Origin of the sequence: Ensifer adhaerens, from assembly GCF_000697965.2 — a bacterium.
In the GTDB taxonomy this organism is placed as follows: Bacteria; Pseudomonadota; Alphaproteobacteria; order Rhizobiales; family Rhizobiaceae; genus Ensifer; species Ensifer adhaerens.
On sequence record NZ_CP015880.1, the window covers coordinates 3,467,191 to 3,492,861 of the forward strand.

General features: G+C 62.9%; 24 protein-coding genes, 1 tRNA gene and 1 riboswitch. Of the genes, 18 read left to right on the forward strand and 7 right to left on the reverse strand.

Annotated features, from left to right (window positions below):
- Positions 1-276: 276 nt before the first annotated feature.
- The 3 genes from FA04_RS16885 to FA04_RS35675 are packed head-to-tail and all read right to left on the reverse strand — an operon-like array spanning position 277 to position 6,063.
- Positions 277-3,645: an error-prone DNA polymerase gene (locus tag FA04_RS16885; RefSeq protein ID WP_034802701.1), complete on the reverse strand. Its 3,369-nt coding sequence runs from the start codon at positions 3,643-3,645 to the stop codon at positions 277-279.
- A complete protein-coding gene (locus tag FA04_RS16890) occupies positions 3,642-5,225 on the reverse strand; it encodes a DNA polymerase Y family protein (protein WP_234798766.1) in 1,584 nt (527 codons plus the stop codon). Before FA04_RS16890 ends, FA04_RS16885 begins: the two co-directional genes overlap by 4 nt.
- On the reverse strand, positions 5,110-6,063 hold the full coding sequence (locus FA04_RS35675) for an ImuA family protein (protein WP_034802706.1): 954 nt from the start codon (positions 6,061-6,063) through the stop codon (positions 5,110-5,112). Before FA04_RS35675 ends, FA04_RS16890 begins: the two co-directional genes overlap by 116 nt.
- A 169-nt stretch (positions 6,064-6,232) precedes the next feature.
- On the opposite strand from FA04_RS35675, the gene FA04_RS16900 reads away from it, so the two are divergent.
- A complete protein-coding gene (locus FA04_RS16900; RefSeq protein WP_034802708.1) occupies positions 6,233-6,667 on the forward strand; it encodes a metallopeptidase family protein in 435 nt (144 codons plus the stop codon).
- A gap of 251 nt (positions 6,668-6,918) precedes the next feature.
- Here the strand turns inward: FA04_RS16900 and FA04_RS16905 are convergent, their stop codons facing one another.
- Both FA04_RS16905 and FA04_RS16910 read right to left on the reverse strand, forming a co-directional pair.
- A complete protein-coding gene (locus FA04_RS16905; protein ID WP_034802710.1) occupies positions 6,919-7,125 on the reverse strand; it encodes a DUF1737 domain-containing protein in 207 nt (68 codons plus the stop codon).
- Positions 7,122-8,027: an HpcH/HpaI aldolase/citrate lyase family protein gene (locus FA04_RS16910; protein ID WP_034802712.1), complete on the reverse strand. Its 906-nt coding sequence runs from the start codon at positions 8,025-8,027 to the stop codon at positions 7,122-7,124. The genes FA04_RS16905 and FA04_RS16910 overlap by 4 nt, the downstream gene beginning before the upstream one ends.
- A gap of 125 nt (positions 8,028-8,152) precedes the next feature.
- Between FA04_RS16910 and FA04_RS16915 the strand changes: the two genes are divergently transcribed.
- The 9 genes from FA04_RS16915 (at position 8,153) to FA04_RS16955 (ending at position 15,360) form a co-directional block, all read left to right on the forward strand.
- Positions 8,153-8,407, forward strand: coding sequence for a hypothetical protein (locus FA04_RS16915; protein WP_034802715.1), 255 nt, complete (start codon positions 8,153-8,155; stop codon positions 8,405-8,407).
- Positions 8,408-8,631: 224 nt separating this feature from the next.
- Positions 8,632-9,048 carry a VOC family protein gene (locus FA04_RS16920; protein WP_034802718.1) on the forward strand — a complete coding sequence of 139 codons (417 nt, stop codon included), beginning with the start codon at positions 8,632-8,634 and terminating at the stop codon, positions 9,046-9,048.
- A 155-nt stretch (positions 9,049-9,203) separates the two neighbouring features.
- A complete protein-coding gene (gene leuD, locus FA04_RS16925) occupies positions 9,204-9,809 on the forward strand; it encodes a 3-isopropylmalate dehydratase small subunit (protein ID WP_034802725.1) in 606 nt (201 codons plus the stop codon).
- A gap of 9 nt (positions 9,810-9,818) precedes the next feature.
- Positions 9,819-10,199, forward strand: coding sequence for a RidA family protein (locus FA04_RS16930; protein ID WP_034802728.1), 381 nt, complete (start codon positions 9,819-9,821; stop codon positions 10,197-10,199).
- A 103-nt stretch (positions 10,200-10,302) separates the two neighbouring features.
- On the forward strand, positions 10,303-11,142 hold the full coding sequence (locus FA04_RS16935) for an AAA family ATPase (protein ID WP_034802731.1): 840 nt from the start codon (positions 10,303-10,305) through the stop codon (positions 11,140-11,142).
- Positions 11,139-11,582 carry an NUDIX hydrolase gene (locus FA04_RS16940; RefSeq protein WP_034802734.1) on the forward strand — a complete coding sequence of 148 codons (444 nt, stop codon included), beginning with the start codon at positions 11,139-11,141 and terminating at the stop codon, positions 11,580-11,582. Before FA04_RS16935 ends, FA04_RS16940 begins: the two co-directional genes overlap by 4 nt.
- 241 nt (positions 11,583-11,823) lie before the next feature.
- Positions 11,824-11,901, forward strand: a riboswitch (SAM riboswitch).
- 61 nt (positions 11,902-11,962) lie between these two features.
- The gene (gene metA, locus FA04_RS16945; RefSeq protein ID WP_034802737.1) at positions 11,963-12,889 is read left to right on the forward strand and encodes a homoserine O-acetyltransferase MetA; all 927 of its coding nucleotides are present in this window, start codon (positions 11,963-11,965) and stop codon (positions 12,887-12,889) included.
- Positions 12,890-12,895: 6 nt separating this feature from the next.
- Positions 12,896-14,080: a vWA domain-containing protein gene (locus FA04_RS16950; RefSeq protein WP_034802741.1), complete on the forward strand. Its 1,185-nt coding sequence runs from the start codon at positions 12,896-12,898 to the stop codon at positions 14,078-14,080.
- Between the two features lie 263 nt (positions 14,081-14,343).
- Positions 14,344-15,360, forward strand: coding sequence for an aldose epimerase family protein (locus FA04_RS16955; protein ID WP_034802744.1), 1,017 nt, complete (start codon positions 14,344-14,346; stop codon positions 15,358-15,360).
- Between the two features lie 166 nt (positions 15,361-15,526).
- Here the strand turns inward: FA04_RS16955 and FA04_RS16960 are convergent.
- Positions 15,527-15,601, reverse strand: a tRNA-Gly gene (locus tag FA04_RS16960).
- A gap of 251 nt (positions 15,602-15,852) precedes the next feature.
- Between FA04_RS16960 and FA04_RS16965 the strand changes: the two genes are divergently transcribed.
- The 4 genes from FA04_RS16965 to FA04_RS16980 all read left to right on the forward strand — a co-directional run bounded on the left by FA04_RS16965 (position 15,853) and on the right by FA04_RS16980 (position 18,468).
- Positions 15,853-16,362 carry a prolyl-tRNA synthetase associated domain-containing protein gene (locus FA04_RS16965; RefSeq protein ID WP_082572987.1) on the forward strand — a complete coding sequence of 170 codons (510 nt, stop codon included), beginning with the start codon at positions 15,853-15,855 and terminating at the stop codon, positions 16,360-16,362.
- 58 nt (positions 16,363-16,420) lie between these two features.
- Positions 16,421-17,395, forward strand: coding sequence for a thioredoxin (gene trxA / locus FA04_RS16970; protein ID WP_034802750.1), 975 nt, complete (start codon positions 16,421-16,423; stop codon positions 17,393-17,395).
- A gap of 192 nt (positions 17,396-17,587) precedes the next feature.
- Positions 17,588-18,268: an LON peptidase substrate-binding domain-containing protein gene (locus tag FA04_RS16975; RefSeq protein ID WP_034802753.1), complete on the forward strand. Its 681-nt coding sequence runs from the start codon at positions 17,588-17,590 to the stop codon at positions 18,266-18,268.
- Between the two features lie 11 nt (positions 18,269-18,279).
- Positions 18,280-18,468, forward strand: coding sequence for a Trm112 family protein (locus tag FA04_RS16980; RefSeq protein ID WP_034802755.1), 189 nt, complete (start codon positions 18,280-18,282; stop codon positions 18,466-18,468).
- A 166-nt stretch (positions 18,469-18,634) separates the two neighbouring features.
- Here FA04_RS16980 and FA04_RS16985 read toward each other — a convergent pair whose 3' ends face one another.
- Positions 18,635-19,849 carry a ubiquinone biosynthesis hydroxylase gene (locus FA04_RS16985; RefSeq protein WP_034802758.1) on the reverse strand — a complete coding sequence of 405 codons (1,215 nt, stop codon included), beginning with the start codon at positions 19,847-19,849 and terminating at the stop codon, positions 18,635-18,637.
- 84 nt (positions 19,850-19,933) lie between these two features.
- On the opposite strand from FA04_RS16985, the gene tesB reads away from it, so the two are divergent.
- From tesB to FA04_RS17005, 4 genes are all read left to right on the forward strand, one after another.
- A complete protein-coding gene (gene tesB, locus FA04_RS16990) occupies positions 19,934-20,818 on the forward strand; it encodes an acyl-CoA thioesterase II (protein ID WP_034802762.1) in 885 nt (294 codons plus the stop codon).
- A gap of 234 nt (positions 20,819-21,052) precedes the next feature.
- Positions 21,053-21,391 carry a P-II family nitrogen regulator gene (locus FA04_RS16995; RefSeq protein WP_034802765.1) on the forward strand — a complete coding sequence of 113 codons (339 nt, stop codon included), beginning with the start codon at positions 21,053-21,055 and terminating at the stop codon, positions 21,389-21,391.
- Between the two features lie 28 nt (positions 21,392-21,419).
- Positions 21,420-22,775, forward strand: a complete 1,356-nt coding sequence (locus tag FA04_RS17000; protein WP_034802768.1) for an ammonium transporter — start codon at positions 21,420-21,422, stop codon at positions 22,773-22,775.
- A gap of 235 nt (positions 22,776-23,010) precedes the next feature.
- Positions 23,011-25,668, forward strand: coding sequence for an FtsK/SpoIIIE family DNA translocase (locus tag FA04_RS17005; protein WP_034802771.1), 2,658 nt, complete (start codon positions 23,011-23,013; stop codon positions 25,666-25,668).
- Positions 25,669-25,671: the final 3 nt, after the last annotated feature.

Here is a 25,671-nt window from a genome sequence, read left to right on the forward strand (position 1 = left end):
CGGAAGTTGCGGGTGGATTAGAACGACTCTAAACTTGACAAAAAACTTCGCCTTTTCAGAATTTTAGAGATTCCTGAGCGACTGCGCCTGCAAACCCTGAATGGGTCATGAGGCGCACAGCCTGCGACATTTTTACACACCTCCGGTCGCGACGGCGGGAAACTCTGCCCATGACCCCGCGCCGGAAGCATTCCATGGAATCCCTCCGACGTATCTGGCCGTCCCTTCGCCAAACCGCCCCACACAATCGGGAGACAGCAAAGCCGGGTCGGGCTTTCAATGGAAATTGCGCCCCTTCGGCATCACGTCGGCCACCTCGGCTGTCGCTCGATCCGGGTTGCTGGAACTGCTGCCGGAATGGCGGGGGATCGGTAGGCGCTGGTCGCCTTGCGCCCGCTTCATGCGCGCGTCGCCGGTCGGTCTCAGTGCCTCATCGGCACGCTCGCTTGCGCCGAACCGCCGCGCTTCCTTGCGCAACAACCCGAGCATCGGCGTGATATCCTCGATGTGCTCGGCGACCACATGGATGACGCTGCTTTCGCGCTGCAGCCGGCCGCGGATCTTCACGAGACGCGCACCCATGACCACCGGCCGATAGGTCGGAAACACCTTCGGCCAGACGATCGCATTGGCAACACCGGTCTCGTCCTCGATCGTCATGAAGATGACGCCCTTGGCCGAACCCGGGCGCTGGCGGACGAGCACCAGCCCGGCAACGGTCACCCGCCGCCCGACCGGAGCGGTCGCAAGCATGCGGCTCTGGACGATCCCTTGCGCGGCAAGCGTGTCTCTGAGGAAGGAGACCGGATGCGCCTTCAGCGAGAAGGAGAGATAACGATAGTCGTTGATCACCTGCTCGCCTGCCAGCATCTCCGGCAAGATCATCGCGGGCTCCGGCCGCAACTCCTCTCTCGCAGCCCCCTCGAAAAGCGGCAGCCGCTCGGCCGCACTTTTTTCGTCGAGCGCCTTCACCGCCCAGAGCGCCTTGCGACGATCGAGCCCAATCGAGCGGAAGGCATCCGCATCCGCAAGCCTTTCGAGCGCGGAACGGGAGAGGCCGGAGCGCAGCCAGAGATCGCGAACCGATCCGTAACCGGCCCCCCTATTGGCGACGAGCTTGTCCTCGAGTTCCCTTTGGTTCAGCCCCTTGATCGAATTGAAGCCGAGGCGCATCGCCTTCGTCGTCCTGATCACAGTCTCCATCTCGCGGTGGCGCGGCTCGATGGCCCTCTTGTCGAGCCCCCCCTCTTCGAGATCCGCATCCCAGACCGAGTGGTTGATATCGACAGGCAGCACCCGGACCCCATGCTCGCGCGCATCGCGCACCAACTGACCGGGCGCGTAAAACCCCATCGGCTGCGAGTTCAAGAGCGCCGCGCAGAAGACATCCGGGTAATAGGTCTTGAGCCAGGACGAGACATAGACGAGCAGCGCAAAGGACGCGGCATGACTTTCGGGAAAGCCGTATTCGCCGAAACCCTCGATCTGCTTGAAGCAACGCTCGGCAAAATCGCGCGGATAGTCGTTCCTGACCATGCCTTCGATCATCTTTTCGTGGAAGGTATGGATGGTGCCGGTGCGCTTGAAGGTCGCCATGGCCCGGCGCAACTGGTCAGCCTCGCCGGGCGAGAAGCCTGCGGCGGTAATCGCGATCTGCATCGCCTGCTCCTGGAACAACGGCACGCCCAGCGTTCGCTTCAGCACGGCCTCCAGTTCAGGACTTGGATATTCGATGGGAATTTTTTTATCCCGCTGCTCCCGCCGCTTCAGATAGGGATGCACCATGTTGCCCTGGATCGGCCCGGGCCGGACGATCGCCACCTCGATGACGAGATCGTAGAAGATGCGCGGCTTCAGCCTTGGCAGCATGCTCATCTGCGCCCGGCTCTCGATCTGGAAGACGCCGATCGTATCGGCGCGACAGATCATGTCGTAGACGTCTTTCTGGTCATCCTTGAAGAGCTGATGCAGCGTTTTCTGCTCGTTGTAATGCCGGTCGAGAAGCTTGAAGGCACGGGCGATGCAGGTCAGCATGCCGAGCGCCAGTACATCGATCTTCAGGATCTTCAGCGTGTCGAGGTCGTCCTTGTCCCACTCGATCATGTAGCGGTCGGGCATCGCCGTATTCATGATCGGCACCACCTCGTCGAGCCGGTCGCGGGTCATCACGAAGCCGCCGACATGCTGGGAAAGATGGCGCGGGAAACTCATCAGCTCGGTGGCGTAATCGAGCACCTTCACCGTCGTCGGATCCTTCGTATCGAGCCCGGCCGCCTGCGCCTCGCGCTCCGAGAGATCGGCGACCGACCAGCCCCAGACGGAACCGGCAAGCGCCGATTGCACGTCTTCTGAGAACCCGAAGGCCTTGGCGGTCTCTCGGCCGGCCGAGCGCGCCCGGTAGCTGATGACAGCCGCCGTCAGTCCCGCATGCTCCTTGCCGTAGGTGCGGTAGATATGCTGGATCACCTCTTCCCGCTTCTCATGCTCGAAATCGACGTCGATATCCGGCGGCTCGTCCCGTTCGGTCGAAAGGAAGCGATCGAAGAGCAGGGTGGTCTTAAGTGGATTTACCTCGGTGATGCCAAGGCAATAGCAGACGGTGGAATTCGCCGCCGACCCGCGGCCCTGGCACAGGATGTCGGCGCCGCGCGCGAACTGCATGATGTTGCGCACTGTCAGGAAGTAGGGCTCGTAGCGTTTCTCTGCGATCAGGCCGAGTTCGTATTCGATCTGCCTGGAAACCTGTTCGGAAATTCCTTCGGGATAACGCTCGCGCGCGCCCTCCATCGTCAGCCGCCGCAGCGTCTGCGTCGGCGTCTCGCCCGGAATGCTCTCATCCGGATATTGATATTCGAGATCCGACAGCGAGAACTTCAGCCTCTCGAAGAAATGCCCGGTATTGGCGATCGCTTCCGGATAGTCGCGGAAGATGCGGATCATTTCGGCGGGCGTCTTCAGATGCCGCTCGGCATTGGCATGCAGCCGATAGCCTGCGGTCGCGATCGTCACATGCTCGCGGATGGCTGTAACGACATCGGCAAGCGGCCGGCGGCCGGCGGCATGAAACAGCGGACTGTTGGTGGCGACGAGCCTGACCGACGCATGGCGGGCAATGGTTGCAAGCCCGGCAAAGGCGAACTGATCGAAGCCATCGTAACGCGGCACCAGCGCCAGATAGAGCCGATCGGCGAAATGCGGTTTCAGTCGCTTGAGAAAATCGGCAAGCAGGGTTGCCTCCGGCGCGCCGATGACAGGACCCGGCAGCACCGCGAGAAGCAAATCCTCGCCCCATTCGATGAGATCGGTCTCGTAGAGCGTGCAGGTGCCCTTCTTGGCCCGCAGGTTTCCGGCGCTCAGCATTCGGCAGAGATTGCCCCAGCCGCGGCGGTTTAAGGGATAGGCGAGCACGTCGGGCAGGTCTTCGGCAAAGGTGAGCCGCGCACCGGGCTGGAAAGCCGACTTCTCCACCTTGGCCTGCGCATGGGCGCGCACCACGCCGGCGACCGTGTTGCGATCGGCAATGCCGAGGCCGCCAATACCGAGGCGGCTCGCCGCAACGACCATCTCACCCGGATGGGAAGCGCCTTCGAGGAAGGAGAAATTCGACCAGGCACCGATCTCGAAATAGGGGGTAGCGTCGCTCATGCGAAGACTCCATGCATGAACCAGCGCGGCGGAGCGCTCGCGCCATAATGCCCCTCGCGAAACAGCCAGAACCGCCGGCCGCTATCGTCCTCCACCCGGAAATAATCACGCTCCAGCGCCGGCTCGCCATCAAGCCACCATTCGCCGGCGATCCGCTCCGGCCCCTCAGCGCGCGCGATACGGTGCAATGTGCGCCGCCAGCGAAAGCTTCTCGGCGGCCCCTCCGGCACTTCGGCCACCGCCTCCACCGGTTCGGGACTTGGAAAGAGCCGCTGCGGCCGGGCGGCGGCAGCAAGCAGGGGCGCCGGGATGTTGTTACCCGGTTCCTCTGCCTTGCCGATCAGCGCCAGATCCGTGAGCGGCCGGAAGCTTGCCGCCCGCTCCGGCACATGGCTTTCCGAGAGCGCCGGCACCATGAGGCTTTCTGCGCCGAAGCGCGCCATGACCCGGTCGGCGAAGGCGGCAAGCGGACGCTCGCGATCCGGCGTGCCAGAGAAATCCTCCTGCATCACCTCGTATTTTTCGCTCTTCGGCACCGAAAGCCTGAGGATTTCGAAGCCGAAGCCGGCATCGAGATCTTCGTGCACCGCCTGCAGGCGTTCGCGGAAGAGACCCGCGACGCGACGCGGCTCGTTGAGCGGCGAGGACGTGCCGGCGGCGATGCGAAAGACCGCACCGTCGACGCGGAAAAGCAGCAGTTCGAACAGGCGCCCGCCCTCGCCGCGCTTCTCCAGTTCCGGTTTCAGCCGCAACGCCAGTTCTTCCGTCAGGCCCAAAATATCGTCTTCACCCTGGACCGGCTCGCCGAGCCGCCGCTCTGCCGAAAGGGCAGCGACGGGCAACCGTGGCGACAGCGGCTCGTCCTCGCGCCCGAGCGCCTGGTCGAGACGCAGAAGCAGGGTTGCGCCGAACCGGCGGGCGAGCGGTGCGCGCGGCGCCTCGATCAGGTCGCCGATCTGCTTGAGCCCGACCCGGCCGAGTGTTTCGATCGTTTCCTGCGGCAGCCGCAGCGCCGCCATCGGCAAGGGTGCCAGCGCTCGCACCGCCTCGTCCTCGGCAAGGATAGCGTCGGAGCCGAAACGCGCCACCGCCCAGGAGAGCCCGGCGGACGAAGAGATCGCCGCCCGGGCCTCGACCCCCAGATGAAAGAGGCGAGCGAGCAGATCGTCGAGCAGCGCTTTTTCCCCGCCGAGAAGATGGGCGCAGCCGGTGATGTCGAGAAAGAGGCCGCTGTCGCCATCGAGCGCGACGAGCGGCGTGTAGCGGCAACACCAGGCCGCCAGCCCTGCAAGCAGCGCCCGGTCGGCGGCGGGATCGGCCGGCAGCACGTCGATCTCGGGACACATGGCCCGCGCTTCGGCGACACCCTGGCCGATATGAAACCCACGCTTTTCAGCGAAACCATCGAGCGCAACGAGACGCATTGCGCTCTTCACCTTGTCGGCGAAGACGACGGGCGGATGCTCAGGACGCCCGCGGGAAAGCCACGAGTTCCCCCAGCGCTTGCGCGCGACCCGATCGGCCGGAAGATGCGGAAAGGCGAGCGACAGAATGCGCTGATTCTGGATCTGCCGCAGCAGCGGCTGGTAGGGGCTCGACGGGGTAAAGGCGGCGGTCATGGGGGTTCCACTCCAGGAAGAAGCCGAGCGGCGCAGGAGCCCTGCTCTTCTCGGCAATGACGTGAAAGACGGGATGGCCGATGCTGCCGCGAAGCATCGATCCATCCGGTAGCGGTCGCTCACGCGCCGGTGCCGGCTCGACGAGGAAGCGGAAGAAGGCGCTGCTCGCCTCCTCGTGTCCGGATTGGCGCAGAAGCAGAAGGGGGACGTGGCCAGCGCGCGAGCGCACATGCAGGCGTCGGCTCTCGCTGAGTGCCAGGGCAGCCGGGTTGCCGCGAATTTCAAGGATGACGGCACAGAAGCTCGGCACGGAAAGCGCGGCCTCGGCGATCCAGAGCGCATCCTTTATCGTGCGTGGCAGGCTGAAGACGAGGCCGCGGACATCGAGACCAAAGGCCTTCAGACCCAACCCATAGGGCATGCCCGCCTCGGTGGAAGCCATCGACTGGCTGATCCAGAGAACGGGGGCGGCCGGCTCGCCCTTTTCAAGCCGCGCCCGTTGACAGAGCACGCTGAGTGCTGCGGCAAAACCGGCGGCTGCACCGGCATCGCGCGTCTCGGCATTGCGGATTTCCGTCATGCCTTCGAGCGGCAGGCCGCCTTCGAGAAGATCGTCCAGATCGGGAACGCCGAGCGCCAGCGCCTTGCGGCCAGGCTCGTCTTCTTCCCGTTGACGGAAGCCGCCGGGATCGGCCGCCTTGGCGGCGCGCACGACGCCCGGAAGCCGACGGTTTTCGATCCTGGCTATGGTTTCTCGGAGCGAAAGTACCGTCTCCCGCTGCACGGCTGTGTCGGCCATGACGGTCAACTCCCATCAGAATGTTCATGTTATGTTCTATTAGATTCCAGAGCTTCCTAAATGAGTCAACAGCCAATTCTAAGAATTTATTCCTGTCCCTGTGGTCAAGGAATTCAACACTCGAAAAACAAAGGCAAAATCGCTATATGGAGGGCAACAAGGAGTGCCTATGGCCCGCATTGACCAGACCGATGATTGGCGGGAACGCCACGCACCGACGCTTACCACTTTCGAGCAGCTTGCGCTGGAGGCCTATGGCCACCTGCCGCAGGAATTCCGCCAGCTGACGACCGACCTTATCATCGAAGTTGCCGACTTCCCGAGCGACGACGTTTTCGAGGACATGGCGCTGGAAACGCCTTTCGACCTGCTCGGCCTCTTCGAAGGCCGCGGCATCAGCGAACGCTTCACCATGGAAACCGGCCAGTTTCCGAACCGCATCACCCTCTACCGCCGCCCGATCATCGACTATTGGGCGGAGAACGAGGAGACGCTGGGCGACATCATCACCCACGTGCTGATCCACGAGATCGGCCACCATTTCGGCCTCTCCGACGACGACATGGAACGGATCGAGGCCAGCGTCGAGCACGTCGGCGGCTGACACTTCATTTGCCTATCATCGCGCGGTGAGGAAGCCTCTCATCCGCCTGCCGGCACCTTCTCCCCGCAGGCGGGGCGAAGGAAACTCGCGATACGCATCCCAATCGGAGCACGACCGATTCCAGAAAGCAGGCCTCACACGCCGATTGTGAGCATCAACCGCGTCCCCTCGCCCCGCCTGCAGGGAGAGGGTTAGTCCTCGGGCTAAACCCGAGGAGAGGGGCAAACCTGCACGACGGCAAACAGCCTCGACTACTGCTCCGACAGCTTGATATCCGGGGTGTATTCCTTGCCTTCGACCTCCTTGACCACCGCCTGGCCGCACTGCATGTGCTGCGTGTCGGCATTGAAAGCATAGGTGGGCGAGCCATGCAGGCTCCAGCCCTGGTTTAGCGCCGCCGTCACCTTGTGGCAGAAGGAAGCGTCGTCAGGGCCGGTCAGGAAGCGGAAGAGTTTCAAGATCTTGTCTTTCGTTTTTCGATGAGGTCCGCCTTGGCGGCAAGCGTGACGGCCTGGTCGAGGTGCAGCCGCTCGACCATCCGCCCGCTGAGGTTGATGACGCCCTTGCCGACGTTTTCGGGCAGCGCAAAGGCGGCGATGATCGCGCGCGCCTCGTCGACGGCGATCTGATCGACGCCGAAGCGCTCGTTCGCCGGGCCAATCTGCGCTGGATGGATCAGCATTTTGCCGTCATAGCCCATGTCGCGGCCCTGCCGGCATTCCTCGTCGAAACCGGCACCATCGCGGAAATCGTTGAACACGGCGTCGATGACATCGAGCCCGCCGCCGCGCGCGGCAAGCAGGATCTGCATCAGCCAGGGGATGAGATAGGGCCGGCCCGGACGATCCGGAACGCCGGTCTCCTTGCGCAGGTCGTTGAGGCCGACGACGAAACAATCGAGCCTGCCACTGAAGGTACGGCCGGCCTCGGCGATTGCCGGCGCGTTGATCACCCCGCGTGGCGTCTCGATCATTGCCCAGAGGCGCAGCGTCTCCGGCGCATCGTTCTCGTCGAGCCAGTCGGCCGCCGCCTGGATATCCGCCGGGCTTTCGACCTTCGGCAACAGGATGGCGTCGGGATTGGCCGCAAGCGCCGCAGCAAGATCGCCCTGACCATAGTCGGAGCCGATCGCATTGATGCGAATGACAATCTCGCAATCCGGCCGGCTCGCCGTCAGATACTGCACAAGCGCCGCACGCGCTTCCACCTTGCGCTCGGGCGCTACCGCATCCTCGAGATCGAAGATCGCGACATCCGTCGCGAGTTCCGCGACCTTGGCAAGCGCGCGGGCATTGTCGGCCGGCACGCAAAGCACCGAGCGGCGCAGGCGTACAGGGTGATGTTCGCTCGATTTGTTCATGCTTCAGTTGTGCCCGCCTTTGCCGCGTTCCGCAAGACGAGGCGAACCGCCGCACCCCTTTCGAAAGCCCGCCTCTTGCAAGTCCGAAGGCGCGCCCCCACATCGCCATCAGAAAGGTGACGATTATGCAAAGCATTCGCTCTGTTCTCTTTACGGCCGCAGCCCTGACCATCACGTTCGCGGCCTTTGTGCTTACCGCCTCGCTGGCGCTGGCACTGGCCGGCATCGCCGCCGTCGTCGTGGTCGGCAGCGCCATTGCCACCCGGCTGAATTTCAGGCCTGCCCGCGCCACCGCGCGCCCGGCTGCCGCAGGTGCGACCCAGAGCCAGCGCGAGATGCGCATCTGGAACGACGGCCGCGGCACGATCATCGACCTCTGATCCCCCTGGGTGTCGAAATCGATCCCCGGGCGTCGGAATCGATCCCCGGCGATCATTGCAATCGGGCCGATCCGTGATCGGCTCGAACCCTGTTGGTGGCCTTCAAAAACCGTCATGCAGCCGGCCGCGATTTTTTTTCGACCCCATGTCGGATCGGAGATTCCATGTCCGTCCTTGAGGCAGGCCAGCACGGTCCTGGCTCTTCGAACAGGATGGAGAACGATATGGATACCCAGACGCAGCAGCCGGCACCGGTCCTCAACGGCCTTCTGCCCTATCTTCAGGTCGATGGCGCCGCCAAGGCGTCCGAATTCTACCAGCGCGCCTTCGGGGCCAAGGAAGTGGGCCGGCACCCGCTCGACGAGCAGGGCCGCACGATGCACATCCACCTCTATGTCAACGGCAGCTCGCTGATGCTCGCCGATGCCTATCCGGAATACGGCCATCCGCTGGAAAAGCCGCAGGCCTTCACCCTGACGCTCACCGTCGACGACATCGATGCCTGGTGGGACCGTGCGGTTGCCGCCGGCACCGAGGTCGTGATGCCGATCGAGGTGATGTTCTGGGGCGACCGCTACGGCCAGCTCCGCGATCCCTTCGGCGTTCTCTGGGCCATGAACAGCCCGGTGAAGGCAAGCTAAGTCCCTGCAGACAATCGAGATCCGGACGAAGCTCTCGCCGGGCGGGCATTTTCACCCGCCCGGCGAAGCGTATTTGAACAGATTTTCCTTCATTTCGGCGCAAAACTCATCTAAACGCTAGCGCAACATTCTTCTGAAATCGAAGGCCTGAAGTTATGGAAAAATTCGTCAAGCTCACCGGTGTCGCTGCCCCCCTCCCCGTCGTCAACATCGACACGGACATGATCATTCCGAAGGACTACCTGAAGACGATCAAGCGCACCGGCCTTGGCAAGGGCCTCTTCGCCGAAGCCCGCTACAATGAAGACGGCTCGGTCAACCCCGACTTCGTGCTCAACAAGCCGGCCTACCAGAACGCCAGCATTCTCGTTGCCGGCGATAACTTCGGCTGCGGCTCCTCGCGCGAGCATGCTCCGTGGGCGCTGCTCGACTTCGGCATCCGCTGCGTGATCTCCACGTCCTTTGCCGACATCTTCTACAACAACTGTTTCAAGAACGGCATCCTGCCGATCGTCGTCAGCCAGGCTGACCTCGACAAGCTGATGGACGACGCCTCGCGCGGCTCCAACGCCATCCTCTCGGTCGACCTGGAATCCCAGGAAATCACCGGTCCGGACGGCGGTTCGGTCAAGTTCGAGGTCGACGCCTTCAAGCGTCACTGCCTGCTGAACGGCCTCGACGACATCGGCCTGACGCTGGAAAAGGCAACCGCCATCGACAGCTTCGAAAAGACGGTCGGCGCCGCGCGCCCCTGGGCTTAAAACGAAGATATGGCGCGCAAGCTCATCTCCTCGGGCTCGCCCTTCGAAAAGACGGCAGGCTATTCGCGTGCCGTCGCGATGGGTGACTGGTGCTTCGTCTCCGGCACGACCGGCTATGACTACGCCACCATGACCATGCCCGAGACGGTGGAAGAGCAGGCGCGCAATTGCCTGAAGACGATCGAGGGCGCGCTGAAGGAAGCGGGCTTCTCGATGAAGGACGTGGTGCGCAACCACTATTACGTCACTGATGCCAGCTTCGCCGACCGGGTGTTCCCGATCTTCGGCGAAGTCTTCGGCGAAATCCGCCCGGCCGCAACGATGATCGTCTGCGACCTGATCCGCCCGGAAATGCTGATCGAGATCGAGGTCACCGCGCTTCGCGGCTGACCCCTTGATCGCGCCCACCCTCAAAACGATTCCGATTTAAGCCATTATGCGATAGTCCATAGGGCATGACTTCGCCTGACTTACGCTGAACCGGAAGACGCCCATGCAATTTCAAGGCACCGCCGACTATATCGCCGACAAGGACCTGATGATCGCCGTCAACGCCGCGATCCGGCTGGAGCGCCCACTGCTGGTCAAGGGCGAGCCCGGCACCGGCAAGACCGAGCTTGCCCGCCAGATCGCCGCCGCCCTTGGCCTCGAACTCATCGAATGGAGCGTCAAGTCGACGACCAAGGCACAGCAAGGCCTCTATGAATATGACGCCGTGTCGCGGCTGCGCGACAGCCAGCTCGGCGACGAGCGTGTCAACGAGGTCCGGAACTATATCCGCAAGGGCAAGCTCTGGCAGGCCTTCGAGGCCGATCGCCGCGTGGTGCTTCTGATCGACGAGATAGACAAGGCCGACATCGAGTTTCCGAACGACCTGTTGCAGGAGCTCGACCGCATGGAATTCCATGTCTACGAGACCGGCGAGATGATCGGCGCGCGTCACCGGCCGATCGTCATCATCACCTCCAACAACGAGAAGGAGCTGCCGGACGCGTTTCTGCGCCGCTGCTTCTTCCACTATATCCGCTTCCCCGATGCAGACACGCTCGCCCGCATCGTCGAGGTGCATTATCCCGGCATCCGCAAGACGCTGCTTTCGGCGGCGCTCGCCGCCTTCTACGACATCCGCCAGGTGCCGGGCCTGAAGAAGAAGCCCTCCACGTCAGAGGCGCTCGACTGGATCCGCCTGCTCGTCGCCGACGAGGTCGATCCGGCCGACCTCAGGGCCGATGCCAAGACCATGCTGCCGAAGCTGCATGGTGCGCTCCTGAAGAACGAACAAGACGTGCACCTCTTCGAGCGCCTCGCCTTCATGGCCCGCCGCGACGGATGAGGCCGGACGCGCACAAGGTCCTGATCTACGCCACCTGGCAGGACCGCCTGCTGGTCTTCGACGAGCCGGATTTCCCAGACATCGAGCTGCAGGTGCCCGGCGGTACGATGGAACCAGGCGAAAGCCCGGAGACATCGGCTCAGCGGGAATTCATCGAGGAAACCGGGCTGACGCCGCCGGAAGCACTCACCCATCTCGTCACGCAGGACTACCACTACCCGAAGGACGGCAGGACGATCTGTCATCGGCGGCACTACTTCCACATCGCCCTTGCCGGCGAGCAACGGCAGACCTGGATACATCAGGAAATGACGCCCTTTGGCGGCGGTGACCCGATCCGCTTTCGTTTCTTTTGGCTCGGTATCGATCAGGCTGACCGCCGGCTGGGTTATGGCATGCGGGATGCTCTACGCCTGCTGCAGACCAGCCACTCTCCCTGACCCTCTCCCCGCAGGCGGGGAGAGGGGACGAGGACGACGGCTGCCCCCAAGCCGAGACGTGCCGACAGCGAACCCGGCTACCAAGATGGGCCGAACGGCCGCTGAGCTTAACTCGTGGAACGATCGGGTGCGGCAAGGCCACTTCTCCCCGCCAGCGGGGAGAAGTCGCAGCAGCGGGATGAGGGGCAGCCGCCCCCAACGCGAATCGTTTTTCTTGACCCCCGCGGCCCACTCGCGCTATCAAATTCTCCGTGGTGATTTGGCCGGCCGGCTTGCAGCCACGTTAAACAAGTCGCTAAAGGGCCGAGGAAAGTTGGATTTCCGAGGACCGGTCGCGATCAATCGCTGCCGGTTTTTTTGTATTGATCGAGTGGAAGCCCATGCCCATCAAGATTCCCGATACGCTGCCCGCCTTCGAAACCCTCGCGCATGAGGGCGTGCGGGTGATGACCGAGACCGTGGCGATCCGTCAGGATATCCGCCCGCTCCAGATCGGGCTCCTGAACCTCATGCCGAACAAGATCAAGACAGAGATCCAGATGGCGCGCCTGATCGGCGCTTCGCCGCTGCAGGTGGAACTGTCGCTGGTGCGCATCGGCGCGCACCGCGCCAAGAACACCTCGGAAGATCACCTGCTCTCCTTCTACGAGACCTGGGAAGAAGTGCAGGGCCGCAAGTTCGACGGTTTCATCATCACCGGCGCCCCGGTCGAGACGCTCGAATACGAAGACGTCACCTATTGGGACGAGCTGAAGCGCATCCTCGACTGGACCGAGACCAACGTGCATTCGACGCTCAACGTCTGCTGGGGCGCGATGGCGGCAATCTATCACTTCCACGACGTGCCGAAGTATCCGCTGAAGGAAAAAGCCTTCGGCGTCTATCGTCACCAGAACCTCAACCGCTCCTCCGTCTATCTCAACGGCTTCTCCGACGATTTCGCCGTCCCCGTTTCGCGCTGGACCGAAGTGCGCCGCGCCGACATCGACAAGGTGCCGAGCCTCGAAATCCTGATGGAATCGAAGGAGATGGGCGTCTGCCTCGTGCACGAGAAAAAGGGCAACCGGCTCTACATGTTCAACCACGTGGAGTATGATTCGACCTCGCTGTCGGACGAATACTTCCGCGACGTGGATGCGGGCGTGCCGATCAAGATGCCGCACGACTACTTCCCGCACAACGATTCGACCCTGCCGCCGCAGAACCGCTGGCGCAGCCATGCACATCTCTTCTTCGGCAACTGGATCAACGAGATGTACCAGACGACGCCCTACGATCTCGCGGAGATCGGCACCGGGAAAAGCTGAGGTCAGATGTTCATTCCCTTCTTCCTCGAACTCAAGGCAGCGAAGGTCCCGGTCACGCTCCGGGAATTCCTGTCCTTGATCGAGGGGATGGAGGCGGGCATCGCCACCTTCGACGTCGAAGCCTTCTACTATCTGGCGCGCACGGCACTGGTGAAGGACGAACGCCATATCGACCGCTTCGACCGGGTGTTCCAGCACTGCTTTTCGGGTCTCGAAGCAGTCAACCCGATGGAAGCGAGCGAAGAGGCGGTCATCCCCGAGGATTGGCTGCGCAAGCTCGCAGAGAAGCATCTGAGCGAGGAAGAAAAACGCCTGATCGAGGCACTCGGCGGCTTCGACAAGCTGATGGAGACCTTGCGCCAGCGGCTGCAGGAGCAAAAGGGCCGCCATCAGGGCGGCTCAAAATGGATCGGTACCGCCGGCACCTCGCCCTTCGGCGCCTATGGCTACAATCCCGAGGGTGTGCGGATCGGCCAGGACCAGTCGCGCCACCGCCGCGCCGTCAAGGTTTGGGACCGGCGCGAGTTCAAGGATTATGACGACACGATCGAGCTCGGCACGCGCAACATCAAAGTTGCGCTGAAGCGGCTCCGACGCTGGGTGCGCCAGGGTGCCGCCGACGAACTCGACCTCTCCGGCACCATCCGCGCCACCGCCGAACACGGCTATCTCGACGTGGTGACGAGGCCGGAGCGCCGCAATGCGGTGAAGCTTCTGATGTTCTTCGATATCGGCGGATCGATGGACGATCATATCCGCATCGTCGAGGAGTTGTTTTCAGCGGCCCGCAGCGAGTTCCGCCATATGGAGCATTTCTACTTCCACAATTGCGTCTACGAGGGCCTGTGGAAGGACAATCGCCGCCGCCGTGTCGACATTACCCGTACGACGGAAGTGCTGCGCACCTACGGCGGCGACTATCGCGCCATCTTCGTCGGCGACGCTTCGATGAGCCCCTATGAAATCAGCCACCCCGGCGGCTCGGTGGAGCACTGGAACGATGAGGCGGGCGCCCTCTGGCTCTCTCGTCTGACGGCTCATTTTCCGCGCTCCATCTGGCTCAATCCCGTGCCCGAGCAGCACTGGGGCTATACCCAGTCGATCACGATGGTGAAGAGCCTGTTCGAGGGACGCATGTTCCCCTTGACGCTCGCCGGCCTGCAGGAGGCCACCAAGCAGCTGTCGCGCTGACATGTCTGCCGAGAGGTCGCTGTAGCACCTTGAATAGCTGGATGTTTTCGCTCTCAGGCCGGAGACGGCGCCAGGCCGCATTTAGTATGATTTTCCGGTTGCCGTGCCTTTGGAAATGACGCAGGTTGCTGCGATCGCACCGTTGCATGTTTCCTTGGATCCTAACCGAGCCAAGGACAAAACATGCAGCAATTCAAAAGTGTACGGCGACCTTTGTGCGTCTGGGGAGACGCGCAGCGCTGTAGTGGGAGCCAGCGGTGAATATGCATCAGAACACGGAAATCTTCGGCCACCTGCCATCCGGCGAGCCGGTCCATCGTGTGGTGCTCTCCGGTGGCGGCCTCACCGCCCATGTCTTGACCTGGGGCTCGGTGATCCAGGACCTGCGCCTGGAAGGCCATGAGCCGCCGCTGGTGCTCGGTTTCACCGATCTCGAAAGCTATCTCGCCCATTCGCCCTATCTCGGCGCCACGCCTGGACGCTGCGCCAATCGCATCGGCAACGGCCGCTTCACGCTCGATGGCGAGGCCTACCAGCTCGAACTGAACGAGAAGGGCGTCACGCATCTGCACGGCGGCAGCGACAATATCGGCAAGCGCAACTGGACGATCCTAAAGCAGACGCCCGACAGCATCACGCTCGCCATTACCGACCCGGATGGCCGCGCCGGTTATCCCGGCAACTGCAAGGTCACCTGCACCTACCAGCTGAAGCCCGGCGGCGTCTTGAGCGTCGTCTACGAGAGCGAAACCGACCAAGCGACGCTCGCCAATGTCTGCCAGCACAGCTATTTCAATCTCGACGGCAGCGCCGACGCCCTCGGCCACGACATCATGATCGCTGCCGACCATTATCTGCCCACCAGCGAACGCCAGGTGCCGACGGGCGAGATCCGCCCGGTCGAGGGCACTGCCTTCGATCTGCGGGAAATGACGCGGCTCAGCCGCCAGACCGAAGGCGAGCGTATCGCCTACGACCATAATTTCTGCCTTTCGAACGAACGCATGGCGAAACATTCGGTGGCGCTTGCTCGCAGCATCGATTCGGGTGTCACGATGGAAGTGCTGACGACCGAGCCCGGCGTGCAACTCTATACCGGCGCAAAGCTGAACATCCCCGTCCCCGGCCTCGAGGGCCGCCGTTACGGCGCCTTTGCCGGCTTCTGTCTCGAAACCCAGATCTGGCCGGATGCGGCCAACCACGCCGGCTTCCCGAACGCGGTACTTCGCCCCGGCGAGATCCGCCGGCAGGAGACGGACTACGTGTTCATGAAGAGCTGAGCGCGGAAACGGCGACCGGCTTTACCAACAAAGGCAAAATGCAAAAGGAGCCGTCTCGGCGGTCCGAACCACATGGTGCGGACGGCACTATCGGCGCATGGAATGCCTGACGGCAAATGCCGTTTCATTCCAGAAATGACTGTGAAATGAAGTGGTTGGGAGAAATTGGAGCGGGTGAGGCGATTCGAACGCCCGACCCCAACCTTGGCAAGGTTGTGCTCTACCCCTGAGCTACACCCGCTCATCATCCAAGGTCCGGGGGTAGTCGGTGGACCGTGGCGTCGGCGCTGTCTTGCGGCGACGGGCGGTATATGGCCTAAGCGATTTTGGAATGCAACAGGGAAATGACGAGAAATCGAATATTTTTTTGGACACCCTTCGCAAAGCCCGGAAATGCCGCGTTTTCGGCCGGCCTCGCCGCCTGTGAGATTGCGTCCTGACGGCCTTCTCCCCTAAAGCAGAGACGAAACGAACGCCGTGGGGATGAGAATCATGCGTGAATCACAGCCGAAAACCGCCGAAGACCTCTTCAATTTTCTCGATGGACTTGGAATCGAGTATAAGACGAAGAACCACGCTCCGGTTTTCACCGTGGCCGAATCGGTGGCGCTTCGTGACGAGATGCCCGGTGGCCACACGAAAAACCTCTTCGTGAAGGACAAGAAGGACAACTATTTCCTGCTCACCGTCGAGGAGCACGCGACGGTGGACCTGAAGACCGTGCACCAGGTGATCGGCGCGGCAAGCAAGGTATCCTTCGGCAAGCCGGAGAAGCTGATGGAGTATCTCGGCGTCATTCCGGGGGCCGTAACCGCCTTCGGCGCGATCAACGACACCGGAGGCAACGTCAAGGTCATCCTCGACGAGGCGCTGATGACGTTCGATATCGTCAACTGCCACCCGCTTTCCAACGACGCAACGACCTCGATCGCTTCGAAGGATCTGTTGCGCTTCATGGAAGCGACCGGACACGAACCGCTTGTCTTGAAAGTCACGGCCTGACATACGATCTTTGGCGCGAATGCAGTAAGCTGGCGGACGAGCCGGCGAGGAGAGAAGAATGACGGGCAGCGACAATCCCTATGCAGGGTCTTTCGGCACTCAGATGACGGCTTCGGCCTCCTTCGGCCAGCCGGCGCCGGCGGCCGCGTCGGGCGGTGACCTGATCAAGGAAACCACCACTGCCAACTTCACCAAGGACGTGCTCGAAGCCTCCAGGCAGCAGCCCGTTCTCGTCGATTTCTGGGCGCCCTGGTGCGGTCCCTGCAAGCAGCTGACCCCTGTCATCGAAAAGGTGGTCACGGAAGCCGCAGGCCGCGTCAAGCTCGTCAAGATGAACATCGACGATCATCCCTCGATCGCCGGCCAGCTCGGCATCCAGTCGATCCCGGCCGTCATCGCCTTCGTCGGCGGACGCCCGGTCGACGGCTTCATGGGCGCAGTTCCGGAAAGCCAGATCAAGCAGTTCATCGAAAAGATCGCCGGTCCCGCCGTTGACGACAGCAAGGCCGAGATCGAGGCGGTTCTCGCCGACGCCAAGGCGCTCATCGATGCCGGCGATGCCGAGAACGCCGCCGGCCTCTATGGCGCCGTGCTGCAGGCCGACCCGGAAAATGTCTTGGCGATCGCCGGCATGGTCGATTGCATGATCGCGCTCGGCCAGCTTGCCGAGGCCCGCGAGGCGCTGTCCAGCCTACCGGAAGATCTTGCCAAGGATGCCGGCATTGCCGCCATCGGCAAAAAGCTCGACCAGATCGAGGAAGCCCGCAAGCTCGGCGATCCCAACGAGTTCGAACGGCGCCTCGCCGCAAACCCCGATGATCACGAGGCGCGCGTGCTGCTCGCCAAAATCCGCAACGTCGAGGGCGACCGGATGGCTGCGGCCGACCATCTGCTCACGATCATGAAGCGCGACCGGGCTTACGACGACGACGGCGCGCGGCGCGAGCTGCTTTCGTTCTTCGAGGTTTGGGGCCCGAAGGATCCGGCAACCATCGCCGCGCGACGCAAGCTCTCGTCGATCCTGTTCTCCTGAGCCGTCAGACATGTTTTTGAAAGGGGCGCTATCTGCGCCCCTTTTCGTAAGCGGATCCGATCACGATCCATCTTCACCTGTGAAGATCGACGGGCTCGTCCCTTGAGATTTTCAAGCAGCGCACCATCTTTTGATCTGGTTGACCACGCTTCCTTGGCGGGGCAAAGCGAATACCGGCAGGGTCTATCGGAAATGCACGTCGGAAATGCACGCTATCTCGGTCCGAAGGACTTGCCGGAGATCATTCCGGTGTTTCCGCTGACCGGTGCATTGCTGCTTCCCGGCGCCCAGCTTCCCCTCAACATCTTCGAGCCGCGCTACCTCGCCATGCTCGATGACGCCCTTTCCGGCAACCGCCTGATCGGCATCGTACAGCCGTCCTTCTGCGAGGGCCGCAACGACACCGCCACCGGACCGATGCAGGCGCTCTGCGAGGTCGGCTGCATCGGCCGCATCACCTCCTTTGCCGAGACCGGCGACGGCCGCTACATCACCTCGCTCACAGGCGTCTGCCGCTACCGGCTGTTTTCGGAAGTCGGGGGCACCCGCGGCTACCGTCGCTTCCGTATCGGCCCCTTTGCGGCAGATCTCGAAAACCGCGACGACGAGACCCTCGTCGACCGGGCAGCGCTTCTGGCCGCCTTCAAGGCCTATCTCGAAGCCAACAAGCTGAAAGCCGACTGGGAAAGCGTCGAGCGGGCGAGCAACCGCACGCTCGTGAACTCCATGGCGATGATGTCGCCCTATGGCCCGGCGGAGAAACAGGCGCTGCTCGAGGCTCCCGATCTCAAGACCCGCGCCGAAACCCTGATCGCCATCACCGAAATCGTGCTTGCGCGCGACTTCGGCGATATGGACAGCATTTTGCAGTGAGCAACGGATAGATGGATATCAACGCCAGCAAGGTCGATCCGAAACTGCTCGAACTGCTCGTCTGCCCGCTGACCAAGGGACGCCTCAGCTATCACGCCGAAGCCAATGAACTGATCTCGGAAAAGGCGCGCCTCGCCTATCCCATCCGCGACGGCGTACCGATCATGCTGATCTCGGAAGCACGCAAGATCGAGGATTGAGGGCCGCGTCGGCCCGTTACCCGTAGAGTTCTCGACTGCCCCTCATCCGGCCTGCCGGCCACCTTCTCCCCGCAAACGCAGCGAGGCGTCCCCTCTCCCATCCTGCGAGGAGAGGGCTAGTCCTCGGGTTTAACCCGAGGAGAGGGGCAACCCCAGCCGTAAAGCCTCAGATCGGCTGACCCGACAACAACCGCGGATCGGTCTCCCCGGCAATACCGGCCGCCTGGCGGATAAAGAAGCTCTTGAGAGATGGCAGCCGGTCGACGAGGCCCAGGCCGAAATCCCTGGCGATCCGGACCGGGGTGATGTCGTTGGAAAACAGCCGGTTGAGCACGTCGGTCGTAACACCCATGCGGAACGTGTCGAAACGCCGCCAGCTCTGGTAGCGCTCAAGCACCGCGAGCGAACCGATGTCGAGCCCGAGACGATCCGCCTCGACGATGGTTTCGGCAAGTGCTGCCACATCCTTGAAGCCGAGATTGAGCCCTTGCCCCGAGATCGGGTGAATGCCATGGGCGGCGTCACCGGCAAGCGCGAAGCGTGGTTTCACGAAATCGCGGGCAAGCGTCAGGCCGAGCGGAAAGGCCCGCCGTCCGCCGACCACCTTCAGGTGACCAAGCTTGTGGCCGAAGCGGCGCTCCAGTTCTTCCTCGAACAGGAAATCGTCGCCCTTGACCAGGCGTTCGGCGTCCTCGGTGCGCTCGGTCCAGACCAGTGACGAGCGATTGTTCTTGAGCGGCAGGGTGGCGAAAGGCCCGGCCGGCAGGAAATGCTCCTCCGCCGTGCCCTCGTGCGGCCGCTCATGCTCGACGGTGGTGACGATGCCGGACTGGCCATAGTCGAATTCGACGGTCTTGATGCCGGCGGCATCGCGCAGCTTGGAGCGCACGCCGTCACAGGCAACCAAAAGACGGGCCTCCAGTTCTTCGCCGCCGGCAAGCGTAACGGCAACTGCGTGGTCGCCGCTCTTGAAGCTCTCGACCATGGTCGACTGGCGATTGACCACGCCGAGCGCCGAGCAGGCACCGCGCAGTGCGCCGACCATCGCCGTATTAGGCACCATATGGGCAAACGGACGACCCTCGCCGCCGTCACCGTCGAAGGTCAGGAACACAGGCCGCACCGGATCGGCCGCCTTCGAATCGGTAATCACCATGCGGCGGATCGGCTCGGCCTCCGGCGCGATCTCATCCCAGACGCCAAGCACGTCGAGCATGCGCTCGGCCGCGGACGCAACGGCGGAAGCGCGCTGGTCCTTCTTCCAGGCGCCTTCCGGCGCGCCGTCGATCACCATCACGTCGAGATGAGGCGCCGCCTTCTTCAGCGAAACCGCGAGCGAAAGGCCGACATAGCCGCCACCGGCAATCAAGACATCGAGCATCGGCTTTCTCCGTCGCACTTGAGCATCGTTTTATGTCTATATAGATCAATGCCATCGACGTTCCTACCATCGGAGAAAGCCGAAATGTCGCGCCCCACCGAGACCGCCACCCCCATGGATGCGCTGCTGGCCATTCTCGATCTCGAAAAGCTCGAGGAAAACCTGTTCCGCGGCCGTAGCCCGCAGGTCGGCTGGCAGCGCGTCTTCGGCGGCCAGGTGATCGGCCAAGCGCTGGTCGCCGCGCAGCGAACCGTTGATGAGGGGCGTTACGTGCATTCGCTGCACGCCTATTTCATGCGGCCGGGCGATCCTTCCGTACCTATCATCTATGAAGTCGACCGCATCCGCGACGGTTCGAGCTTCGCCACCAGGCGGGTGGTCGCCATCCAGCACGGCAAGGCGATCTTCTCGATGTCCGCCTCTTTCCAGTATGACGAAGATGGTTTCGACCACCAGATCGACATGCCTGATCTCGCCATGCCCGAGACGCTTCCGGGCGAACAGGAACTCAAAGAGAAGTTTCTCGTCCACGCGCCCGAAGCAATCCGGCGCTATTGGGAAAGGCCGCGGCCGATCGAGATCCGGCCGGCGTCGCTGCAGCACTATTTTACCCGCAACGACGGCAAGCCGATCCAGGATGTCTGGGTCAAGGCCGTCGGCACGGTTCCGGACGAGCGCCATATCCAGGCAGCGATCCTTGCCTATCTCTCCGACATGACCCTGCTCGACACCTCGCTCTATGCGCACGGCACTTCGGTCTTCGACCGGAACCTGCAGGTGGCGAGCCTGGATCACGCCATGTGGTTCCACCGGCCCTGCAAGATGGACGACTGGCTGCTCTATACCCAGGACAGTCCGAGTGCGCATGGTGCCCGCGGGATGACCAGAGGCAGCCTTTTTACGCGTTCCGGTGTGCTGATCGCCTCCGTCGCCCAGGAAGGGTTGATCCGGAAAAAGGCATCTGAATAGGAAATAAGCAGAATCTTCGTTCTGCCTATTTTTTAATCTTCTAAAGTGACGATTTTTTGATGCGCCGCAGCAATCGTGCTGCGGCTTTCTTTTTTTCTATTTGTTTTCATTACTTTAAGTCGAGCGTCAGAATCTGGCACGCCCCTTGAATGTCATGGTTCGGTTGCACGGCGCTCTGGCGCTCCGCAGCAAGGAGAGACGGCCTCCGCCGGAGGCGAACAAGGATGAAACCAGATGAAAATTGTGATGGCCATTATCAAGCCGTTCAAGCTCGATGAGGTTCGCGAAGCCCTCACTGCTGTCGGCATCCAGGGCCTGACCGTGACCGAAGTCAAAGGCTACGGCCGCCAGAAGGGACATACCGAAATCTACCGCGGTACCGAATATGCCGTGAGCTTCCTGCCGAAACTGAAGGTCGAGATCGCCGTTCCTTCAGAACTCGTCGACAAGGCCGTTGAAGCGATCGCCGCAGCCGCCAAGACCGGCCAGATCGGCGACGGAAAGATCTTCGTCTACGCCATTGACCATGCGGTGCGCATCCGCACCGGCGAAACCGATTCAGAAGCGTTGTAAACCACGCCGTTCAGGGAGCACTACCTCGATGTCATCACTTAAGCTTTCCACCTCTCTTGGACGCCTGGGCGCAATGACCGCCGCCCTGCTTGCGCCGGCCGTGGCCTTCGCGCAGGAAGCGGCACCGGCGGCGGCCGCAGCTGTACCGGTGCCGGACAAGGCCGATACCGCCTTTATGTTCATCTCGACGCTTCTCGTCTTCTTCATGCTGATCCCGGGCCTCGCGCTGTTCTACGGCGGCCTGGTGCGCGCCAAGAACATGCTCTCGGTGCTGATGCAGTGCACCGTGATCGGCGCGACGATGATGATCGTCTGGGTCGTCTACGGTTACTCCTTCGCCTTCGGCGGCTCGACCAGCCCCTATTTCGGCGGCTTCGCCAAGATGTTCCTCGCCGGCGTCACCACTGAGAGCACGTCGGCCACTTTCTCGGAAGGCGTCGTCATTCCGGAATACATCTTCATGCTGTTCCAGATGACCTTCGCGGCACTGACCCCGGCGCTGATCGTCGGCGCCTTTGCCGAGCGCATCAAGTTCTCCGCAGCCGTGCTCTTCTCGGTACTCTGGGCGACCTTCGTCTACTTCCCGATCGCCCACATGGTCTGGGACGGCAACGGCCTGCTCTTCGGCATGGGCGCGCTTGACTTCGCCGGCGGCACCGTCGTTCACATCAATGCCGGCGTGGCTGGCCTGATCGGCGCGATCATGGTCGGCAAGCGCACCGGCTACGGCCGCGACATGATGGCACCGCACTCGATGACGCTGACGCTGGTTGGTGCTGCCATGCTCTGGTTCGGCTGGTTCGGCTTCAACGCCGGCTCGAACCTCGAAGCCTCGGGCGGCGCCATGCTCGCGACCGTCAACACCTTCCTTGCAACCGCAGCCGCCATCCTTTCCTGGTCGGCCGTCGAAACCTTCACCCGCGGCAAGGCCTCGATGCTGGGCGCCGCCTCGGGCATGATCGCCGGTCTCGTCGCCATCACGCCCGCCGCCGGCATTGCCGGCCCGATGGGCGCGATCGTCATGGGCGTGCTCGTCTCGCCGCTCTGCTACTTCTTCGTCTCTGTCGTGAAGAACAAGTTCCACTATGACGACACGGCAGACGTCTTCGGCGTCCACGGCGTCGGCGGCTTCTTCGGTGCGCTTGCCACCGGCATCTTCGCCTCCTCGTCGCTCGGCGGCATCGGTTATGCCGACGGCGTCACCATGGGCGGCCAGTTCATGACCCAGCTGACCGCGGTTGCCATCACCATCGTCTGGTGCGGCGTCGTCTCCGTCATCCTCTACAAGCTGGTGGACTCGATCGTCGGCCTGCGCGTCTCCGTCGAAGCCGAACGCGAGGGCCTCGACCTCTCGTCGCACGGTGAAGCCGCCTACCACAGCTAAGCGGATCGCGGCGCCGGCAATCCGGCGCCGCCTACAGTCCCGTCGCGATCCGCCCCACGCGGATCGCCCTTGGCCCGGATCGGAAGCTCCGGGCCTTTTTCGTGCCGATCGGTCCGGCTGCGACTGCTATTTTAGCGCCAACTACGCATGGTTAATGTCGCATTAACCGTACACCGCTTAGGTTGATTCCATGGCGCGCAATGCGCCGTGAAGATCGAGACGGGCAGCAGGCAACATGAGCAGAAGCAATCCGGCAGCGCTTGACAGCCGTTCCAACCGGTTCGTGCTAACCACCTTCGTTTGGCGACAGATCGCGTCGCTGGCGGGCTTTGCGCTGTTCGGCGCATTGGCGCTGGCCGTCGCAGCGCTCTCGACATGGAACGTCGCCGATCCCAGCTTCTCCTACGCTACGTCACAAGCGCCGACCAACGTGCTCGGTTACACGGGTGCTGCCTTTGCCGACATCTTCATGCAGTTCTTCGGGCTGGCCAGCGTCGTCGCCCTCCTGCCGGCCGTCGCCTGGGCCCTGGTGCTGATCGGCGGCAAACGTTTCGACAAGGTCTTCAAGCGCCTCGGTCTCTGGTTCGTCGGTTCCGTCCTAGCCGGCGCAGCACTCAGCTGTGTTCCCGCCCCCATCACCTGGCCGCTGCCCAACGGCCTTGGAGGCGTCTTCGGCGACATGATCCTGCGCTTCCCCGCGCTCTTTACCGGCGCCTTTCCGACCGGCACGCTTGCGACCATTCTTGCCTGCATCTTCGCCGTCCCCGCCGCCTGGTGCCTGGTCTATAGCGCCGGCCTGATCGGCGTCAGCGACGAGGAGGAGGAAGAGGAAATTGCCGAGCCGACGCCGAGCAAGGCGCGCACCGTGCGCGACGAACTGGACGAGGACGACAGCGAAGGCCCCTTCACCCTGCTGATGGGCTCCTTTGCCCATATGCGCTACACCATGCACGCGCGCATGCGCCGCATTTTCGGCATGAGCGGCACCCGCGCCACGCCCAAGCGCCAGTACGACGAACCCTATGATTTCAACAACGACGAGTTCGGCACGCTGAACGAACCCGCCCGGCCGAAGCCGATGGCCGCCGGCGACCGCATCGAGCCCTCGCTCGACCGCTCCGAGCGCCGCATCCTCACCCCGCCGCCGATCATGGCCGACGACGAGGATGACGACCTGCCCTTCGACATTGACGAGCGCCGCCCCGCCGGCATTCTGCCTGACGACGAAGACTACGATGCAGCCGCCGACTGGGCGCCGAAGGCGGCACCGCCGAAGCAGGGCCTGCCCAAGGGCGGCTCGCGCGTTTCGACGCCTGCTCCTCGCCCGAAGACGGGCCAGCGCGTCGAGCGCGAAGCCCAGCGCTCCTTCGTCGACGACAACGATGGCGACTTCACGCTGCCGCCGATGCATTTCCTTGCCGAGCCGAAAAACGTCGGCCGCGACGCCTCGCTCTCGCCCGATGCGCTGGAGCAGAACGCCCGCATGCTCGAAGGCGTGCTTGAAGATTTCGGTGTCAAGGGCGAGATCATCCACGTTCGCCCTGGCCCGGTCGTTACCCTCTACGAACTGGAACCGGCGCCGGGCATCAAGTCCTCCCGCGTCATCGGCCTTGCCGACGACATCGCCCGCTCGATGAGCGCGATCGCCGCGCGCGTCGCCGTCGTTCCCGGCCGCAACGCCATCGGCATCGAACTGCCGAACCAGCGGCGCGAAACCGTCTATCTGCGCGAACTCATCGGCTCGCGCGATTTCGAGACCTCCAAGGCCCGCCTTGCCATGGCGCTCGGCAAGACGATCGGCGGCGAGCCCGTCGTCGCCGATCTCGCCAAGATGCCGCATCTGCTCGTCGCCGGCACCACCGGTTCGGGCAAATCGGTCGCGATCAATACCATGATCCTGTCGCTGCTCTATCGGCTGAGCCCCGATCAGTGCCGCCTGATAATGATCGACCCGAAGATGCTCGAACTTTCCGTCTATGACGGCATCCCGCACCTGCTTTCGCCGGTTGTGACCGACCCCAAGAAGGCGGTCGTCGCACTGAAGTGGACGGTGCGCGAGATGGAAGAGCGCTACAAGAAGATGTCGAAGATCGGCGTGCGCAACATCGACGGCTTCAACAGCCGCGTCGAGCAGGCGCTTGCCAAGGGCGAACAGATCACCCGCACGGTGCAGACCGGCTTCGACCGCCAGACCGGCGAAGCCATGTACGAGACGGAAGAATTCGATCTGGCGCCGATGCCCTACATCGTCGTCATCATCGACGAAATGGCCGACCTGATGATGGTCGCCGGCAAGGACATCGAGGGCGCCGTGCAGCGACTCGCCCAGATGGCCCGCGCCGCCGGCATCCATGTCATCATGGCGACGCAGCGCCCCTCGGTCGACGTCATCACCGGCACGATCAAGGCCAACTTCCCGACCCGCATCTCGTTCCAGGTGACCTCGAAGATCGACAGCCGCACCATCCTTGGCGAACAGGGCGCCGAACAGCTGCTCGGCATGGGCGACATGCTCTACATGGCCGGCGGCGGCCGCATCCAGCGCGTCCACGGCCCCTTCGTCTCCGACACCGAGGTCGAAGAAGTCGTCGCCTACCTGAAGACGCAAGGCGTACCGCAATATCTCGATGCCATCACCGAGGATGACGACGAGGATGGCGAGGGCGGCGGCCCGGCCGGCACCTCCAATCTCGCCGATTCCGACGATCCTTACGACCAGGCGGTTGCGGTCGTCCTGCGCGACGGCAAGGCCTCCACTTCCTACGTGCAGCGTCGCCTCGGGATCGGTTACAATCGTGCCGCATCGCTGATCGAGCGCATGGAGCAGGAAGGCATCATCGGGCCGGCGAACCACGCCGGCAAACGCGAGATCCTCGTTCCGACCGAAGAGTAAGTC

Bases quoted from the DNA above. Each gene is read 5' to 3' on its own strand.
- FA04_RS16910 (WP_034802712.1), bottom strand. From the start codon at position 8,027: ATGAACAAATCGAGCGAACATCACCCTGTACGCCTGCGCCGCTCGGTG.
- FA04_RS16950 (WP_034802741.1), top strand. From the start codon at position 12,896: ATGTTCATTCCCTTCTTCCTCGAACTCAAGGCAGCGAAGGTCCCGGTC.
- FA04_RS16975 (WP_034802753.1), top strand. From the start codon at position 17,588: ATGCACGTCGGAAATGCACGCTATCTCGGTCCGAAGGACTTGCCGGAG.
- FA04_RS16915 (WP_034802715.1), top strand. From the start codon at position 8,153: ATGCAAAGCATTCGCTCTGTTCTCTTTACGGCCGCAGCCCTGACCATC.
- metA (WP_034802737.1), top strand. From the start codon at position 11,963: ATGCCCATCAAGATTCCCGATACGCTGCCCGCCTTCGAAACCCTCGCG.
- FA04_RS17000 (WP_034802768.1), top strand. From the start codon at position 21,420: ATGTCATCACTTAAGCTTTCCACCTCTCTTGGACGCCTGGGCGCAATG.
- FA04_RS16985 (WP_034802758.1), bottom strand. From the start codon at position 19,849: ATGCTCGATGTCTTGATTGCCGGTGGCGGCTATGTCGGCCTTTCGCTC.
- FA04_RS16930 (WP_034802728.1), top strand. From the start codon at position 9,819: ATGGCGCGCAAGCTCATCTCCTCGGGCTCGCCCTTCGAAAAGACGGCA.
- leuD (WP_034802725.1), top strand. From the start codon at position 9,204: ATGGAAAAATTCGTCAAGCTCACCGGTGTCGCTGCCCCCCTCCCCGTC.
- FA04_RS16935 (WP_034802731.1), top strand. From the start codon at position 10,303: ATGCAATTTCAAGGCACCGCCGACTATATCGCCGACAAGGACCTGATG.
- FA04_RS16980 (WP_034802755.1), top strand. From the start codon at position 18,280: ATGGATATCAACGCCAGCAAGGTCGATCCGAAACTGCTCGAACTGCTC.
- FA04_RS16940 (WP_034802734.1), top strand. From the start codon at position 11,139: ATGAGGCCGGACGCGCACAAGGTCCTGATCTACGCCACCTGGCAGGAC.
- FA04_RS16885 (WP_034802701.1), bottom strand. From the start codon at position 3,645: ATGAGCGACGCTACCCCCTATTTCGAGATCGGTGCCTGGTCGAATTTC.
- tesB (WP_034802762.1), top strand. From the start codon at position 19,934: ATGTCGCGCCCCACCGAGACCGCCACCCCCATGGATGCGCTGCTGGCC.
- FA04_RS17005 (WP_034802771.1), top strand. From the start codon at position 23,011: ATGAGCAGAAGCAATCCGGCAGCGCTTGACAGCCGTTCCAACCGGTTC.
- FA04_RS16900 (WP_034802708.1), top strand. From the start codon at position 6,233: ATGGCCCGCATTGACCAGACCGATGATTGGCGGGAACGCCACGCACCG.
- FA04_RS16965 (WP_082572987.1), top strand. From the start codon at position 15,853: ATGCGTGAATCACAGCCGAAAACCGCCGAAGACCTCTTCAATTTTCTC.
- FA04_RS16995 (WP_034802765.1), top strand. From the start codon at position 21,053: ATGAAAATTGTGATGGCCATTATCAAGCCGTTCAAGCTCGATGAGGTT.
- FA04_RS16955 (WP_034802744.1), top strand. From the start codon at position 14,344: ATGCATCAGAACACGGAAATCTTCGGCCACCTGCCATCCGGCGAGCCG.
- FA04_RS35675 (WP_034802706.1), bottom strand. From the start codon at position 6,063: ATGGCCGACACAGCCGTGCAGCGGGAGACGGTACTTTCGCTCCGAGAA.
- FA04_RS16920 (WP_034802718.1), top strand. From the start codon at position 8,632: ATGGATACCCAGACGCAGCAGCCGGCACCGGTCCTCAACGGCCTTCTG.
- trxA (WP_034802750.1), top strand. From the start codon at position 16,421: ATGACGGGCAGCGACAATCCCTATGCAGGGTCTTTCGGCACTCAGATG.